Below are 15564 nucleotides of genomic sequence, written 5' to 3' on the forward strand. Positions count from 1 at the left end.
GCCTAGAACCGTCCTGTCGTTCTGTAAAGGTCCCACGCGTACACGGCCATCATCGTTTTGGCATCGCTAATCCGGTTATCGTCCATGAGTGCGTAAGCTTCCTCCAGAGTTATTTCGGCAACTTCAAGAAATTCATCTTCGTCCAGCGCCATATCTCCGGCTTCCAACTCTTCAGCGATGTAGAGATGAATGATCTCATCTGCGAACCCCGGTGAGGTGTAGAACGAACGCAAATGACGCAGCGACTTGGCTACATATCCTGTCTCTTCTCGCAATTCACGTGCTGCGGCAACTTCCGGCTCTTCTCCCGGGTCCAGTTTTCCCGCAGGAATTTCCACTTCGGTGCGTCCCATTGCCTGACGATACTGATCCACAACAAGCATGCGATCCCCATTCAAAGCAAGTACAGCTACAGCTCCAGGGTGCCGAATAATCTCGCGTGTAGCCGTCTGGCCATTCGGCAGTTTGACGGTATCGACTTGAAGTGAAATCACTTTACCCTCAAAGATTGGCTTGGTGGATACGGTCACTTCATCCAGCTTTGGATTGGCAGATTGCGCTGCGTGGATGGATTGGACAGATTGGTTTGGTTTCATTGGTTCTTCAACTCCATATCGTTGGATTATATATAAATGGACTAAAATATTTTCACTAACCACTCCGATGACAGAACAACCCTTCGATCGCTGTTATCCCCAATTTTTTTGATTTTTTCTCTAATAGATAAAATTTGGTGATAGCTTATCTCAATTTATATATTCAGCTAATGTATAATTCTCTGATTTTGGGCATATGGTGAGCTTATAGAACTCTCACAGCAAAATAAAAACGAATCAGGGGGACATTCAATGAATAGTTATTTGACGCCTCAATCCGTACATGTGGTGGGACAAGCCCGGCAAGTACAGCTCATACTCAAACAGTGGTTGCGCGAGTGGGGCCCGGATGCCAAGTTAGTCGATCTGCTCGCTGGACGCAAATAAATGAGTCTTCTCCCTTGAAATATAACATGAATTCGCAAAAAGTCCGAATCCGATCAGACCGGGTTCGGACTTTTGTCTAAGAATTACATGTTATTTCTTGTCGGCTGCCGTTTCCTGAACAATAGCCACGACCACCTGGGACAACTTCACAATGTCTTCGGCACGAATGCGTTCTTTGGGTGTATGAATATCCTCATACCCTACCGCTAGGTTCACTGTTGGAATGTCGAATCCGTTAAAGATATTAGCATCACTGCCCCCACCGGAAGCAAACGTACTTGTCTCCAGCCCAATACTGCGGATGGCACGCTGTGCAAGCTGTACGACTTCGTGTTCATCATGGAAGCCAAATGCAGGGTAGAGGATCTCACTTCTGAATTCAGCTGTTGCACCGTATTTGCGACATGTCGTTTCCAACGCGTCACGCATCTGTGCAACCTGCAATTCAACTTTCTCCTGCACAATACTGCGGGCTTCCGCTTCAAGTTGTACAAAGTCACATACCACGTTGAGTGGTGATCCACCCTGGAATTTGCCAATGTTTGCTGTTGTCTCATCATCAATTCTGCCCAGTGTCATCGCTGCAATTGCTTTTGCGGCAACCTGAATGGCGCTGATCCCGTCTTCCGGATTCACACCCGCATGAGCAGACTTACCATAGATGCTCATTTGAATTTCAGCTCTCGCTGGTGCAGCAACACAGATCGTACCTACAGCTCCATTAGAATCCAGCGCATAACCGAACTCGGCATCGATATCCTTCGGATTCATCGCACGTGCGCCCACCAGGCCAGACTCTTCACCGACCGTAATGACGAACTGGATTTTACCATGTGGAATCTTGTTTTCCTGGATCACACGAATCGCTTCGAACAATGCCGCAATCCCAGCCTTGTCATCTGCTCCCAGAATCGTTGTTCCATCACTGCGAATCCAGCCATCTTCACCCAGTTCAGGCTTAATTCCCTGTCCCGGCGTTACGGTGTCCATATGACATGTGAAAAAGATCGGTGCAACTCCATCTGTTCCTTCGGCTTCCCAGGTAATGACAAGGTTTCCCGCGCCATGTCCAGTTTGTTCCATGGTGTTGTCCTCATAGACATGAAGACCGAGATCTGCAAACTGCTCTGTAAGCACCTTGGAGATGTTCTGTTCATTTTTCGTTTCACTATCAATCTGCACCAGTTCCATGAACTGATCGATAACACGTTGTTGTTTAATCATAGGACTTTCCTCCCTCTCGTAGATACGTTACAATACAATTACTATGGCTTGTTTACTTTATGTTGAAAGGAGTTCTCTCATCATGCAAAAAAAGAAATGGTTCAAAATCATCATCTATCTCATGTTGATCGCCATGATCGGGTCCACCCTTTTCATAGCTCTCGAACCGTTGCTGTTCGGATAGCAACATGAAGCCTTTCGACGGTCTGTTTACAGACGTTGAAGGGCTTCTTTTTCGCTAATCCAATTGATTTGATATGGAAAAATGCGACTAAAGTACGGAACAATCTCGCGTGCTACCTGCTCCACTGTATAAGACTTGCCCGTTATATCCTCCAGTGAAGTAACACCATACTGCTCAATCCCACAAGGAACAATCCCCTGAAAACCAGCATGTTGAATACCCGAGCTGATGTTAAAAGCAAACCCGTGACTGGTCACAAAACCGCGACGGTGTTTGCAACGATTAAACTTGATGCCGATTGCAGCAATCTTCATATCGCCAATCCACACACCTGTGTAACCCTCTTTGCGTCCGGCTTCGATGCCCTGGTCTGCAAGATAATCCATAAGTACCTGCTCAATTTTCCGTAAATAGCCGTGCAGATCCAAGTCTTCATCCCGACCAAGAATCAATAACGGGTAACCTACCAACTGGCCCGGACCATGATAAGTAATATCACCGCCGCGGTCAATTTGAAACAAAGAAATCCCTTGCTCACGCAACTCTTCCGGACTGAGAAGCAGATGCTCCGGATGATTTTGTGAACCGATTGTATACGTTGGCGGGTGCTGTAAAAGCAGCATCTGCTCCGCTCCCTCGCCCTCGTCCAATCGCTGCACAATCGCTTTCTGGCAGTTCCAAGCCTCTTCATAATCAAGCATTGGTATGTATGCAACATCCAGCGGCTTGCTCATGATTCCCCACACCCTTCTGCTTCAGGTTCAATGTACAATTGAGCACCTGTCCGTAGACAGCAGGAAAAGTGCACGGCCTCCGGCACATACACTTTCCCATCAACTTTTTACTTAATACACCTTGGTTTCCATGGTATATCCTTCAAGGTTTTCTTTGACACGTTGCAAGAAACGTCCGCTGATTACGCCATCCAGGATTCGGTGATCCAGCGACAGACACAGGTTCGCCATGGAACGAACGGCGATCATATCATTAATAACCACCGGCTTTTTGACAATCGACTCAAATGTAAGAATCGCTGCCTGCGGATAGTTAATGATTGGCTGGGACAGGATCGAACCAAATGAACCTGTGTTGTTCACCGTGAACGTACCACCTTGCATATGGTCCAGCTTCAACGTACCTTCACGTGTTTTACGAGCCAGCTCATCTACTTCACGAGCCAGACCTGCGATATTTCGCTGATCGGCATGTTTGATTACGGGTGTAAGTACGGAATCTTCGGTTCCTACCGCCATGGACAGGTTAATGTCTCGTTTGACGATAATTTTGTCCACCGCCCATACCGAGTTCATGATCGGGTAGTCTTTAATCGCATTAACGACTCCCTTCATCATGAAGGACAGATATGTCAGATTGATGCCTTCCTTACGCTTGAACTCATCCTTGAGTTTATTGCGGAGCATCACAAGATTCGTTACGTCCACTTCGATCATCGTCCATGCATGCGGGATTTCCGACACGCTCTGACGCATATTTCGCGCAATCGCATTACGCACAGGGGTAACATCGATGAAATACTCCGATCTTCCCTGGCCACCACCTTCCACTTCAATCTGTGGAATTTTCGGACTTTCGGTTAGATGAATGCCTGAATGTCTCACAGGAACGCCTGCATCAGACGCTGAGATCGCTTCTCCAGCAGTTAATCCCATTTCTCCATTTCCACGATTCACTCCACTGAATGGAGAAGCAGAAGGCACACCAGAAGGTGCATGCTGAACTGCTGGAGATGAGGCTTGTGCAGACGATCCAGCAGCGTTACCTCCCTGTGCAACAAATGCCAGCACATCTTTGCGGGTAATACGCCCCCCTGCTCCAGTACCCTGGATGCTTTGCAAGTTCAAGCCATGCTCTGCTGCCAAGGATTGCACTGCCGGGGAATACCGATTGCGCATCGGCTGGTTTGGGTCATGTGCTGCTGTATTTGAGGCGGCAACAAGAGTGTGGCTCGCATTTTGCTGCACTTGCTCCTGTTGCTGCGATACTTGTGTTACTTGCTCGGCCGCTTCTTCGTCGGAAGCAGCGACCTGCATGCGACAGATTGCTTCACCAACAGCAATCGTTGTGCCCTCTTCCACCAAAAGGTCACCCATAACTCCATCCACAGTGGATGGAATCTCGGCATTAACTTTATCCGTGATTACTTCACAGATCGGCTCGTACTGTTCCACACGGTCGCCCGGTTTTTTCAACCATTTGCCTATGGTAGCCGAGACCAGCGATTCCGCCAATTGCGGCATAATGACCTCGATCCATTTCATACGTTCAGCCATTTGATTATCACTCCAAACTTTACTTTTAAACGATCCAAAAAAAAGAAATTAAAACTCGGCAAGTGCACGCATTGCTGCTTTGGCTTTGTCCTTGCTCAGCATGTAGAATTTCTCCAATGTTGGGCTAATTGGCATGGCCGGCACGTCAGGTCCGCAGAGACGCTGAATGGGTGCATCCAGTTCAAACAGACATTCCTCGCTAATAATCGCGGCAACTTCGGCACCTACACCACCGGTTTTGTTATCTTCGTGTACAATCAGCACCTTGCCTGTCAGACGAGCGGAAGCAATAATCGCTTCACGATCCAACGGTTGCAATGTGCGCAGATCCAGAACGTGTGCTGTAATGCCTTCTTCACGCTCCAGCTCCTCAGCAGCCTGCATGACAAAATGCAGCGGCTGACTGTAACCAATCACCGTAATATCCGCACCTTCACGAAGTACGTTGGCTTTACCAATCGGAACGATGTAATCATCCTCAGGCACATCTTCCTTGATAAGTTTATAGCATTTTTTATTTTCAAAAAAGAGTACCGGGTCCGGGTCGCGAATGGCCGCCTTGAGCAGTCCCTTGGCATCGTATGCCGAGTAGGGAGCTATAATTTTCAGACCAGGTGTACCAAAGAAAATCGACTCAGGACATTGGGAGTGATACAACCCACCGAAGATCCCGCCACCAATCGGCGCACGGATAACAATCGGACAACTCCAGTCATTGTTGGAACGATAACGAATTTTGGCCGCTTCACTAATGATCTGGTTGGTTGCCGGTAACATGAAGTCCGAATATTGCATCTCGGCAATCGGCTTCATGCCATACATCGCTGCACCAATGGCAACACCTGCAATAGCGGATTCAGACAAAGGTGTGTCCATCACTCGCATTTCGCCGAACTGATCTTGCAGCCCTTTAGTTGTGGTAAACACACCACCTTTGAGACCTACGTCTTCACCAAGGATAAAAACATTTTCATCCCGTTCCATCTCTTCTTTCATCGCGAGACGGATTGCATCAATATATTCCATCACTGCCATACTTACCGTCCCCCTTCTTCGCTGTCCGCATAAACGTGCGTCAGAGTGTCCTCAGGTTTAGGATATGGCGCGTTGTCTGCATATTCAGTCGCTTCTTTCATTTCCATCGCAAGCTGGGAAGCCAGATCCGCATCCCGGGCTTCGTCCCAGATGCCGCAATCGATCAAGTAGTTCTTCATGCGAGGAACGCCATCTTTCTTCCAGTTCTCCTCAACTTCCTCTTTGGTCCGGTAAGCCAGATCATTATCGGAGGTGGAATGAGGTGACAACCGATACATCATCGCTTCAATCAGTGTCGGGCCTTCCCCGGCTATGGCACGGCGACGCGCTTCCTTTACTGCAGCGTATACTTCCAAGGCATCGTTACCATCTACACGCAGTCCGGGGAACCCGTATCCTTGTGCTCGATCGGATATTTTGCCGCTCAACTGTTTGTGAATCGGTACCGAAATTGCATATTGATTGTTCTCACACATAATAATGACAGGCAATTTATGCACACCTGCAAAATTGGCGCCCTCATGGAAGTCACCCTGATTGCTTGATCCTTCGCCAAACGTAACAAAAGAAACAAATTCCTGCTTCTTCATTTTGGCAGCAAGCGCAAATCCAACAGCGTGCGGAACCTGTGTTGTAACCGGGCTGGAGCCCGTCACAATCCGCAACTTTTTGTGACCGAAGTGACCCGGCATTTGCCGACCGCCACTATTCGGATCTTCCGCCTTCGCAAAAGCAGACAGCATCAACTCACGCGGAGTCATGCCTACCGCCAGTACAAAGCCGTAATCGCGGTAATAAGGTAAATAATAATCGTGATCCCGATCCAGACCAAAAGCAGCGCCTACTTGCGCAGCTTCCTGTCCTACACCGGATACGTGAAAGTTAATTTTGCCAGCCCGTTGCAAGAGCAAGCAACGCTCGTCAAACTTGCGCGCGAGCAGCATGTATTTGTACATATCCAATACTTCACCATCGCTAAGTCCCAGCTGTTGATGCCGGTGGACCGCGTCTGCAGTACCTTGTGAACTCATATGAGGTACCTCCTTTTAATCAGAGCCTATGCCACTCTTACTACCCGATCTTATAACCTGGTACTAAGACTTGGCTTAACCTTATTATAATCCCTTTTACCCAAAAAAGGAAAGGACCTTTCTCATAAGCTTGTTTGGCTTACATTCCAATGGCCTTTCCATCGACCGCCAGCATGGCTTCACCCATGATTTCCGACAGAGAAGGGTGCGGATGAATGGTTTGTCCGACTTCCCAAGGTGTGGCATCCAGCATCTGAGCCAGCGAGGCCTCAGCGATCAATTCCGTCACATGTGTGCCAATCATATGTACCCCCAATATATCATTCGTCTTGGCATCTGCGATCACCTTCACGAATCCATCCCGACTTCCGTGAATAAGCGATTTGCCGATGGCCGAAAATGGGAACTTGCCTGTTTTGATGTCATAGCCACGTTCTTTGGCTTCACGCTCGGTGAATCCGATGCTGGCTGCTTCCGGACGTGTGTACACACAGCGTGGGATGCGATGGGATTCTACGGCATGTACCGTTTCGCCCGCCAGATGATCGACAGCTAGAATGCCTTCATGGCTTGCGGCATGTGCAAGCTGCAAACCGCCGATGCAGTCACCAATGGCGTAGATGTGACCCTCGCCCGTCTGTAACTGTTTGTTCACAGCGATGAACCCACGCTCCAGTTTGATATCTGTATTTTCGAGTCCGATATTTTCGACATTAGCCTGACGTCCCACCGACACGAGCATTTTCTCCGCTCTTAGCGTTTCCTGCTTATCGTCACCAAGCTGCACATCAATCTGGATACCCTCTTGATCCGTGCTATATGTTTCCGTCAGAACAGTGGCACCTGTCAGGAAACGAACACCTCGTTTGCCGAGCAATCGCTGCATTTCTCTGGCAACATCCTCATCCTCGGCAGGCAACACGTGAGCAGCTGCTTCTACTACTGTGATGTCTACGCCAAAGTCATTCAGCATGGATGCCCACTCCAGTCCAATTACACCCCCACCAACAATGATGAGTGATGCAGGAAGTTCATCCATACGCAAGGCTTCGTCGCTGCTCATTATGAATTTGCCGTCCGGTTCCAGGCCCGGCAGCGCGCGTGGACGCGAACCAGTGGCAATAATGAGATTGGTTGGAACTACCGTATCCATCTCTCCATCTTCAAACTCCACAGCGACTGCTCCGCTCTGCGGTGAGAAGATGGATGGTCCGATGACGCGACCTTTCGCGTGTACAACCTGGATTTTATTTTTTTTCATCAAATATTGAACGCCCTGATGGAGCTGTTCGACAATTGCATCCTTACGCGCCTGTACTTTGGGAAATACAAGTGTGGCTCCAGCTGTCTCGATGCCATACGTTTCGCTCTCCTGGATCTCGGCGTATACTTCCGCACTTTTCAGCAAAGCCTTACTCGGAATACAGCCACGATGCAGACAGGTACCGCCAAGCTTGTCCTTCTCAATGATAACGACTTGTTTTCCCAGCTGTGCAGCCCGGATCGCGGCTACATATCCACCGGTTCCTCCTCCAAGAATTGCAACATCACATGTAATTGGCATCTCTCATGCTCTCCTCTATGAATCAAATTTCAATATTATTTATGATGGCTTGAATCATGGTTTGGCCTATACCCTCTATATGCCATTGTACTCTCCTTGAGCGGTCAACTCAAAGTTTGAAGCAATCACACATGGACAGCCTATGCTTTCCAAGCTATGATGGAATCAGGTATGATCTGTAAGCGTAACCTTTATTTAATGTCGACTTTGGCAGAAAGGGTATAATGCTCATGAATACAAGATTGGTCTTTGCGCGATTTTTGGCAATTGTTGTTCTGGTCATCCCCGGGTTAATGGCAATGAAGGGTTTTCTGATGATGAAAGATGCCCTGTTCCTATATTATGCCGAGCACGGGAACGAACTGATTTCACCAGGGTTCCAATGGCTCTCCTTTGGCGGTGGACTTGTCCTTTTTGCCGCAGGTATGAGTTTTCTGGGAGGCTGGATCCTGTTCCGTGACCGCAAGCGTAATTATGTAGGTCCCCGTTTCCGTTCCAAGAATGTACCCGAAAAAGCAGAGACGCCCGGAAGGACTCCATGAGTCCGGGCTTTTTGTGTGTTTATACAACACACCGCCTACTTTACATAGACAGGATGGATCATCATGGTATCATTTCTAATCACGTTACAACGATTGCTCAAAGGCATTTTCCATGCATTCAAAGACCCCAAGTTTCTGGCTCTGTTTACCTTAACGGCAGCAACGTTGCTGTCAGGAACTTTGTTTTACACTCGTGTTGAAGGTCTGCACTGGATCGATGCGTTATACTTCTGTGCGGTTACTCTGACTACGGTGGGACATCCTGAATTTGTGCCATCCACCGGATTCAGCAAAGCCTTTACCGTAATCTACATGTTTGCAGGCATTGGTCTCACCTTTGCCATGATTGCCAGAATTACAGCAGGTATTCTATTCCCTCGCAAATTAAAGACAGAAGAGGACCCGGAGTAATCTCCGGGTCATTCGTATAAGGCATCCCGCAGTTTGGTAGACATACGTGATTCTTTGGAAGAAGACTTCAAGATCGTTCTACGCAAGGTAAGGTTACTTGCCTGCAGTCTCTCCGCTTCTGCGAACAGTTCTGCAAATAATGCCTGCGCCGCTTCATCTAGAGAACCCTGCTCTTTCAAGCTTTCATATCGCTTTTGAAGTGATGTTAATGCTTCACTCATACTAAACACCTCTTTTCACAACTCCTGTTAATTAGCTGCCGTAACCAATACCTTAACAATCCATATAGTAACACAAAGCTGCGCAGATTAGTTCTGGCTCTTTCCAAAGATTTTGTGGTACTCTGTAAAGGTCGCTTTTTTTGTTGAATCCCGTATGTGAGAGGAGTAGCAGCACCGTGCAAACAGGACGTATTACCGTAATTACTGGACCCATGTTCAGTGAAAAATCCGGTGAACTCATTCGCCGTTGTCAGAAATTAATTCAATTTGGCCGTAAAAAGGTTGTGGCCTACAAACCAGCCGAGGATGATCGGTTTGCCCAGGATGAGATCGTGAGCCGCATTGGCTATCGACTCCCTGCCCATTCCATTCCCCGGCAATTAACCCCGGAATCCGTAGAAATGATCTTGAACCAAACCATAGATGCTGATGTTGTTGCATTTGATGAAGTACAATTTTTCAGCAGTGCCATTATGGAACTTGTCTCGGAGTTAGCGTATTGTGGCAAACATGTCATTGTGGACGGACTTAATATGGATTACCGTGGTAAGGAATTCGGATATGTCGGGGGTTTGCTCGCCATGGCAGATGACATTGAGAAACTCTCGGCTTTCTGTGCGGTATGTGGCAGCCCGGATGCAGCCTTTACGCAACGTATCGTCAATGGTGAACCTGTTACCTTGGGTCCAGTTGTCATGATTGGCGATTCAGAAGCTTACGAGCCACGCTGCCGTTGCTGCTTCATTCCTCCTCACAAAGTTGAATGCTCATCATAATGCCTAAAAGATCTTAGATATCTTTCAAAAAGGCCCCTTGGGGCTTTTTTGTTATAGAGCAAACATTCGCACAAAAAAGCACCGCTTTGCAGCGATGCTTACAGGATCACTTCCCGCTAGTCCCGGGAAACAAAATATTTGTTGGTCATGTAGTAAGCGTCACCACGCGACGTTTCCACCATTCCTTTTTTGGCATCCAAAAATACAATCTCTTTACACTTCGTGCAGTACCATTTCGTGCGCTTGTATGGAGATTCCGTCACGTAAGCCGTGCCGCATTTACAATCAATCTTCATTAATAACTCGGTTGATTTATAAGCACTGGACAGGCGTTCCAGGTTATCCTGTTGCTGTGTAGGCATAATGGTCTGCTGATAGTCTGATAAATGATTCTGAACCTTGAAGTCTGCTACCAATCCTGCATTCAATCCAAAAAACTCCTTGCCGATTTCGGTCACGAAGCGCTTCTCATTTCTGTAGCAATCCAGCCACTCAATAATCTGCTTATTAGACAGTGGAACCGTACCCTTGATACCGCTGTTTAAGGTGTAGGTCATGATGTATAAAGTATCGTCTTGTCTACCTGAGTACATTAGAATCCTCCTTCGAATACATTTGCTAATGTACTACAAAAACGCGCATAAATCAAAAAATTCTTATTTCCTGAGCGCATCTCTTCTTATTAAATGGGAAACATTCCACGTTCATCCGCCAAAGACTTACAAGAACTGCATACCCCTGAAACATTTCCCTGTGGCGCCGCATAATGCACGATCGATTTAACGTTTTTCTTGCATATGGAACAGTAGTGCCTCCTTTCCTTTTTTGGGATATAGTCCGATAGCTTAACCACGTTTTTGTTCGGTCGGAATCGTTGTAAGAAGCCCGGCCATTTCATCTCGCTTCACTCTTTCTTGTTCGTGTACTTCGTAGTCATTTTTTTGCTCTGGGCTAAAGATCATCTCGCCTTTTTTATTTATGTATACGATTCCAAGTTGTACGTGCCTATCTCATAATCTATTCGACGTTTTGAGCGTTTTTCCTGTTTTTAATCTCTACACATATAAAAAAAACCGACAGAACCTGCCCTCCTTAGTTTCGGAAGAACAGTATTTTAGTCGGTTCCCACCTTATTTATAAAAAGTTCCCAGAACGTCCAGCTCTGATGAGCGCTCAATTCGAAATGGATAGATATACCCCTGATTCATTCGGGTAAATTTGCGGCTCCACAGATCCAGTCCCGATGTGAATTGATAGGCCTGATATATAAACTTGGAGCAGTAATTGCGCTCAATGCTGCGCAGATTGGTCTGCAAACGGTAGAATTTTACCTGCTTATAATGGTCATGTACCCATCCGGCTGCTTTCATTCCTGCCTCATTCAGTCTGGAACGGAATACAATGAAGCGATCTCCTTCATAAAACCGCGTGAGATACCACTCTAATGAATCAGCAAATACAGGCCCATAAGGGTGCACATGATACACCTTGCCGTCGAGACCGATAATGCCCATATGTCCGGCGTAATACGTTGATTCCGAGCTTGGCGTGTACACAATATCCCCTGGCTCTAGCTTCATCTCACCCAACGCGTTAATGGGCAAGTCCTGATGCAGCCGCTTGGCTGCTGAACGTTCACGCCGCCCTTCAACCAACAAGCGATGAAGCGCGCCAGCCAGTGCGAGATACATTTCAGACCATTTGATCTTTTTTTTATCAGGTCGTTTGAACCACCGCTGGATGAAAGTGAAACCTCGTTGTGGCTGTGATCCCTTTTTCATACGCTGCACTCCACTCTGATCTAGTTATTGTATCTATATAAGTTGATTTAAAGTTTATTTACACTGGCACTACGATGACAGAACAATCTTCCAATCGCTGCTATCCCCAGATTTTTTCTGTCCTCTCCGTTATCGTGTAAATGTTTATTTCAATTTATATAGTTGTTATTCTAATGTTTCTCAGGCTTATTATAGACATTTGGTAGTGTATATTCAATTCGGCAACCATTGTATCTGTTGAAATTATGCCTTCTTATTACCCATTTTATGCAAAAAAAGCTGACTTCGGGATTAAGGATTAACCCGAAGTCAGCTTACTTGCATCCAAATGTAAACATTTATTATTCTACAACACCAAGAGCTTTATTTTTTTCCTTAAAGCGACTGTTATGGGAAGAAACATAAGCTACTTTTTCTGCTTCAGGGTCCATGTATAGCTTCGCACTGTTTACCGCCAGGGCAGCATCAGTGAAAGTACCCGCAATTAGGTACAGTTTGCTACCATAATCTACAAAATCACCTGCGGCAAATACGCCAGGAATGTTTGTTTGCAATCTCTCCGTTGTAGTGACGTGCCATTCGCCAAGATCAAGTCCCCAATCCCGGATTGCACCAAAGTCACTCTTCATGCCATGGTTTACAATGACAGCATCGACTTCAAGCAATTCAGTTTCACCAGTGTCCACGTGTGAGATGGTCACCTGTTCAATCACATCACCACTCATACTATGCAATGTCTCTACGGCGTAAGGTGTACGGACATCTACAGAGGATTCTCTCATACGCAGTACATTACGCTCCAACCCGCCAAAGCGGTCACGACGATGCACAACCGTCACTTGCTCTGCCAGTGCTTCCAGTTCATTCGCCCAGTCCACAGCAGAGTCGCCCCCACCCGAGATCAGTACGCGTTTACCACGGAATGGCTCTAGTTCCTGCACAGTATAGTGCAGATTGCTAACCTCATAACGGTCTGCACCTTCAAGCTCCAGCTTGGCCATTTTATATATCCCATATCCAATTGCCAAAATGACGGTACGTGTCCAGTGTTGTTCACCTGTTGCAGAAGTTAACAGAATTGTGCCATCAGGTTGACGCTCGAATCCTTCAATCTGTTGTTCAAATACAAGGGTTGGCTCAAAAGTGCGTGCCTGTTCTTCCAATTGTTTGATTAGATCCTCACACAAGATTGGCGTCACACCCCCGACATCCCAGATCATTTTCTCCGGATAAAATAACATGCGACCGCCCAATCTGTCACGTGCCTCAATCAATTTGGTCTTCATGTCCCGCATTCCGCTATAAAAGGCAGAGTACATGCCCGCAGGGCCACCGCCGATAATGGTTACATCATAAAGTTCCAACTGCTGATTCATATTAAAAATACCTCCGTTAATTCGATCCAGAACATCGAGTATTTGATATCGATTCTCATTATCACTTAAATCCTAGTGTAATGGTAATCTTATCAAAATACAATGGCTAAAAAACAAACATTTCTTGTACAAAACATTTAAGAGTAACTCCGCTCTTCACTATTGAGCTCTTGGAGCCGCCAACAGCTTTTCAACGACAAAATCGATTTGTTTATTGATTGAATAGATATCTGAATAGTAGAAGAAATCAAAATCAATCTCAATTAGGCGACCATCTTTAACAGCCGGTATGCTGCTCCATATTGGATCATCCGTAAGGTTATCTGCCCCCTCATACACCGAGCGAAACACGTAGTCCCCGATATATTCAGGCAATACTTCCATGGATAAATTGGAGCCGCCCGCGTCCGAAACCACATCAATTTTTTTCTGTACAATCTCAGGGGCTTTCATCCCCAAGTATTCATATAATGCCTGAGATCCTCGGCCATATTGCTTACTCTCCACAACAACCATACCTTTCAAACCGCCCTCCACAATGGAAACCGTTTTGTCCAATATGCCTGCATCTGCCAGTGTTTGTTTACTCTCTTCGACTTTGCTATTGAGATTATTAATTAATGTCTCAGCTTCCTGCTCTTTGCCAAAAATACTCGCTATACTTTGGAGTCTTTCTTCTGTTGTCATTTTTTCATACGGAATATATACCGTAGGTGCGATATCCTTTAACAACGTGTACGTCTCTTCTGAAGGAACAATGATCAGATCCGGATCAAGGTCAATGACAGCTTCCGGATTCGGTTCGAACCAGGTGCCTAGTGAATTTACACCTTCAAGCTCACTCTTGTAGGCAGCCCCGTTGAATACTTCAGATGTAGCAATTGGCTTAATTCCAAGCGCAACGACGTCTCCCTGGAGATACAATACAACAACCCGTTTAGGATTTGCTGGAACAACAACATCCCCTTTAACCGTCGAGACCGTGCGTGTTTCATTGTCTTTGTTCGTCTGGCTTCCTGTGTCTGATGACACGGCCGTACTGCTATTATTGGAACTGGCACCCGTTCCTTCGCCAGCTGCTGGTGTTGTTGCTGTACCTGAGGAGCAGGCTGCGAGGAGCATCGTGATGCTCAATAATGCAACCATAATCATACTTGAACTTGTTTTTCTTCTTTTCATTGGTGTAGACCCTCCGTCTATATATTGATAATGATTCTCATAATCAATATATCCCGACTTCCATCCTCGGCCAATGGACGATTCAGATATTTGCAATGGACGATCCTCTGTTCTAGCTTCTTCTCTCATCTTTCGTTGATACTGGATCGGAGAGATCCCCACATGTTTTTTGAAGATACGACTAAAATAATACACATCCGAATAACCCACCTCTGTTGCAATTTCACTCAGTGTTGCATCAGATCGTACAAGCAGAGTACGAGCCTTGGCGATTCGAGTCTGAATTAAATAATCAATTGGACTGTAACCCGTTTTTCTTTTGAATTGCATGGATAAATGACGAGAGCTGTAGTTGAATTGTTCAGCCAGAGAATCAAGCGTGACCTGTTCCCTGTAATGGTTCTGTATGTAACGAAGTGTTTGTTTCACCGGGTCAGCAAACTCTGTTTTGATCTCTTGCTCTGTTAGCTGAACCATCAATTCATGAATGAATTGGTAAAATAAACTTTTCGTATGAAGCAGATCCAGACTTCCAGACTGTGCCCATGCCTCTTCAATCTCATCCAGGTAACGTAACAGTCCAAGCGGACTACTTGGTGTAAATCCATATTGCAAAGAGAACGGTGTAACCTCAGGCTGTGTCAATAACCACTTTTTGCGATAACTGGGGAAGGCAAGGAATGCTCTGTAATAGAGCAGAAGATATTCGTAATCTTCGTTGGTTTGGATATCCAGTGAAGACCCTTTGGCCCCATGAAGCATGTAAAATCGCTCTGCCTTGTATGTTTGTCCATCCAATTGGAGGACAGCCGATCCCCGAATCGTATATATAAAACCATTTGCCGGAAGTGTGTAGGAACTCAGTTGTTCACCTGCCTCCATAACGATCTGGCGTATATCCAGAACCTTAACAGCGGCAAAATTCCAGCATTTCATCTGTTCGTCTAATTGCATCAATTACTCTCC

17 protein-coding genes are annotated in these 15564 nt (G+C 46.4%); 5 read left to right on the forward strand and 12 right to left on the reverse strand.

Annotated elements, in window-relative coordinates; translation table 11 throughout:
* Window positions 1–2: 2 nt before the first annotated feature.
* Window positions 3–596 carry an NUDIX domain-containing protein gene (locus ABTV53_RS18005; protein WP_433744900.1) on the reverse strand — a complete coding sequence of 198 codons (594 nt, stop codon included), beginning with the start codon at window positions 594–596 and terminating at the stop codon, window positions 3–5.
* Window positions 597–848: 252 nt separating this feature from the next.
* Here ABTV53_RS18005 and ABTV53_RS18010 point away from each other — a divergent pair, with 252 nt between their 5' ends.
* Window positions 849–983, forward strand: coding sequence for a Z-ring formation inhibitor MciZ (locus tag ABTV53_RS18010; RefSeq protein WP_421886456.1), 135 nt, complete (start codon window positions 849–851; stop codon window positions 981–983).
* A 90-nt stretch (window positions 984–1073) separates the two neighbouring features.
* On the opposite strand, the gene ABTV53_RS18015 is transcribed toward ABTV53_RS18010, so the two are convergent.
* Window positions 1074–2207 carry a M20/M25/M40 family metallo-hydrolase gene (locus ABTV53_RS18015; protein WP_433744903.1) on the reverse strand — a complete coding sequence of 378 codons (1134 nt, stop codon included), beginning with the start codon at window positions 2205–2207 and terminating at the stop codon, window positions 1074–1076.
* 82 nt (window positions 2208–2289) lie between these two features.
* Between ABTV53_RS18015 and prli42 the strand changes: the two genes are divergently transcribed.
* Window positions 2290–2391: a stressosome-associated protein Prli42 gene (gene prli42 / locus ABTV53_RS18020; protein WP_017687624.1), complete on the forward strand. Its 102-nt coding sequence runs from the start codon at window positions 2290–2292 to the stop codon at window positions 2389–2391.
* A gap of 26 nt (window positions 2392–2417) precedes the next feature.
* Here prli42 and lipB read toward each other — a convergent pair whose 3' ends face one another.
* The 5 genes from lipB to lpdA form a co-directional block, all read right to left on the reverse strand.
* Complete coding sequence (lipB, locus tag ABTV53_RS18025) at window positions 2418–3125, reverse strand: lipoyl(octanoyl) transferase LipB (protein ID WP_433744906.1); 708 nt, start codon at window positions 3123–3125, stop codon at window positions 2418–2420.
* Window positions 3126–3236: 111 nt separating this feature from the next.
* Window positions 3237–4682 carry a dihydrolipoamide acetyltransferase family protein gene (locus ABTV53_RS18030; protein ID WP_433744909.1) on the reverse strand — a complete coding sequence of 482 codons (1446 nt, stop codon included), beginning with the start codon at window positions 4680–4682 and terminating at the stop codon, window positions 3237–3239.
* Between the two features lie 48 nt (window positions 4683–4730).
* On the reverse strand, window positions 4731–5717 hold the full coding sequence (locus ABTV53_RS18035) for an alpha-ketoacid dehydrogenase subunit beta (RefSeq protein ID WP_253438750.1): 987 nt from the start codon (window positions 5715–5717) through the stop codon (window positions 4731–4733).
* A gap of 2 nt (window positions 5718–5719) precedes the next feature.
* On the reverse strand, window positions 5720–6748 hold the full coding sequence (locus tag ABTV53_RS18040; RefSeq protein ID WP_036607878.1) for a thiamine pyrophosphate-dependent dehydrogenase E1 component subunit alpha: 1029 nt from the start codon (window positions 6746–6748) through the stop codon (window positions 5720–5722).
* Between the two features lie 139 nt (window positions 6749–6887).
* A complete protein-coding gene (gene lpdA / locus ABTV53_RS18045) occupies window positions 6888–8312 on the reverse strand; it encodes a dihydrolipoyl dehydrogenase (protein ID WP_433744913.1) in 1425 nt (474 codons plus the stop codon).
* A 224-nt stretch (window positions 8313–8536) separates the two neighbouring features.
* Between lpdA and ABTV53_RS18050 the strand changes: the two genes are divergently transcribed.
* On the forward strand, window positions 8537–8854 hold the full coding sequence (locus tag ABTV53_RS18050; RefSeq protein WP_278294295.1) for a DUF2627 domain-containing protein: 318 nt from the start codon (window positions 8537–8539) through the stop codon (window positions 8852–8854).
* Window positions 8855–8917: 63 nt separating this feature from the next.
* Window positions 8918–9265 (forward strand): potassium channel family protein, encoded by a 348-nt coding sequence (locus tag ABTV53_RS18055; RefSeq protein ID WP_433744916.1) that lies wholly within the window; start codon window positions 8918–8920, stop codon window positions 9263–9265.
* 8 nt (window positions 9266–9273) lie between these two features.
* Here the strand turns inward: ABTV53_RS18055 and ABTV53_RS18060 are convergent, their stop codons facing one another.
* Entirely contained in the window at window positions 9274–9486 is a 213-nt protein-coding gene (locus ABTV53_RS18060) for a hypothetical protein (RefSeq protein WP_433744919.1), read from the reverse strand.
* A 176-nt stretch (window positions 9487–9662) separates the two neighbouring features.
* Here ABTV53_RS18060 and ABTV53_RS18065 point away from each other — a divergent pair, with 176 nt between their 5' ends.
* Entirely contained in the window at window positions 9663–10262 is a 600-nt protein-coding gene (locus ABTV53_RS18065; protein WP_062835251.1) for a thymidine kinase, read from the forward strand.
* Between the two features lie 116 nt (window positions 10263–10378).
* On the opposite strand, the gene ABTV53_RS18070 is transcribed toward ABTV53_RS18065, so the two are convergent.
* The 4 genes from ABTV53_RS18070 to ABTV53_RS18085 form a co-directional block, all read right to left on the reverse strand.
* The gene (locus ABTV53_RS18070) at window positions 10379–10855 is read right to left on the reverse strand and encodes a hypothetical protein (RefSeq protein WP_017687614.1); all 477 of its coding nucleotides are present in this window, start codon (window positions 10853–10855) and stop codon (window positions 10379–10381) included.
* Window positions 10856–11392: 537 nt separating this feature from the next.
* Window positions 11393–12043 (reverse strand): hypothetical protein, encoded by a 651-nt coding sequence (locus tag ABTV53_RS18075; protein WP_433744922.1) that lies wholly within the window; start codon window positions 12041–12043, stop codon window positions 11393–11395.
* 341 nt (window positions 12044–12384) lie between these two features.
* Window positions 12385–13419: an NAD(P)/FAD-dependent oxidoreductase gene (locus ABTV53_RS18080; RefSeq protein WP_433744925.1), complete on the reverse strand. Its 1035-nt coding sequence runs from the start codon at window positions 13417–13419 to the stop codon at window positions 12385–12387.
* A gap of 159 nt (window positions 13420–13578) precedes the next feature.
* On the reverse strand, window positions 13579–15552 hold the full coding sequence (locus ABTV53_RS18085; protein ID WP_433744927.1) for an AraC family transcriptional regulator: 1974 nt from the start codon (window positions 15550–15552) through the stop codon (window positions 13579–13581).
* Between the last annotated feature and the right edge of the window lie 12 nt (window positions 15553–15564).

The organism is Paenibacillus amylolyticus, from assembly GCF_050990605.1.
Taxonomy (GTDB): Bacteria; Bacillota; Bacilli; order Paenibacillales; family Paenibacillaceae; genus Paenibacillus; species Paenibacillus amylolyticus_H.

Bases quoted from the DNA above. Each gene is read 5' to 3' on its own strand.
- ABTV53_RS18005 (WP_433744900.1), bottom strand. From the start codon at position 596: ATGAAACCAAACCAATCTGTCCAATCCATCCACGCAGCGCAATCTGCC.
- ABTV53_RS18010 (WP_421886456.1), top strand. From the start codon at position 849: ATGAATAGTTATTTGACGCCTCAATCCGTACATGTGGTGGGACAAGCC.
- ABTV53_RS18015 (WP_433744903.1), bottom strand. From the start codon at position 2,207: ATGATTAAACAACAACGTGTTATCGATCAGTTCATGGAACTGGTGCAG.
- prli42 (WP_017687624.1), top strand. From the start codon at position 2,290: ATGCAAAAAAAGAAATGGTTCAAAATCATCATCTATCTCATGTTGATC.
- lipB (WP_433744906.1), bottom strand. From the start codon at position 3,125: ATGAGCAAGCCGCTGGATGTTGCATACATACCAATGCTTGATTATGAA.
- ABTV53_RS18030 (WP_433744909.1), bottom strand. From the start codon at position 4,682: ATGGCTGAACGTATGAAATGGATCGAGGTCATTATGCCGCAATTGGCG.
- ABTV53_RS18035 (WP_253438750.1), bottom strand. From the start codon at position 5,717: ATGGCAGTGATGGAATATATTGATGCAATCCGTCTCGCGATGAAAGAA.
- ABTV53_RS18040 (WP_036607878.1), bottom strand. From the start codon at position 6,748: ATGAGTTCACAAGGTACTGCAGACGCGGTCCACCGGCATCAACAGCTG.
- lpdA (WP_433744913.1), bottom strand. From the start codon at position 8,312: ATGCCAATTACATGTGATGTTGCAATTCTTGGAGGAGGAACCGGTGGA.
- ABTV53_RS18050 (WP_278294295.1), top strand. From the start codon at position 8,537: ATGCTCATGAATACAAGATTGGTCTTTGCGCGATTTTTGGCAATTGTT.
- ABTV53_RS18055 (WP_433744916.1), top strand. From the start codon at position 8,918: ATGGTATCATTTCTAATCACGTTACAACGATTGCTCAAAGGCATTTTC.
- ABTV53_RS18060 (WP_433744919.1), bottom strand. From the start codon at position 9,486: ATGAGTGAAGCATTAACATCACTTCAAAAGCGATATGAAAGCTTGAAA.
- ABTV53_RS18070 (WP_017687614.1), bottom strand. From the start codon at position 10,855: ATGTACTCAGGTAGACAAGACGATACTTTATACATCATGACCTACACC.
- ABTV53_RS18075 (WP_433744922.1), bottom strand. From the start codon at position 12,043: ATGAAAAAGGGATCACAGCCACAACGAGGTTTCACTTTCATCCAGCGG.
- ABTV53_RS18080 (WP_433744925.1), bottom strand. From the start codon at position 13,419: ATGAATCAGCAGTTGGAACTTTATGATGTAACCATTATCGGCGGTGGC.
- ABTV53_RS18085 (WP_433744927.1), bottom strand. From the start codon at position 15,552: ATGCAATTAGACGAACAGATGAAATGCTGGAATTTTGCCGCTGTTAAG.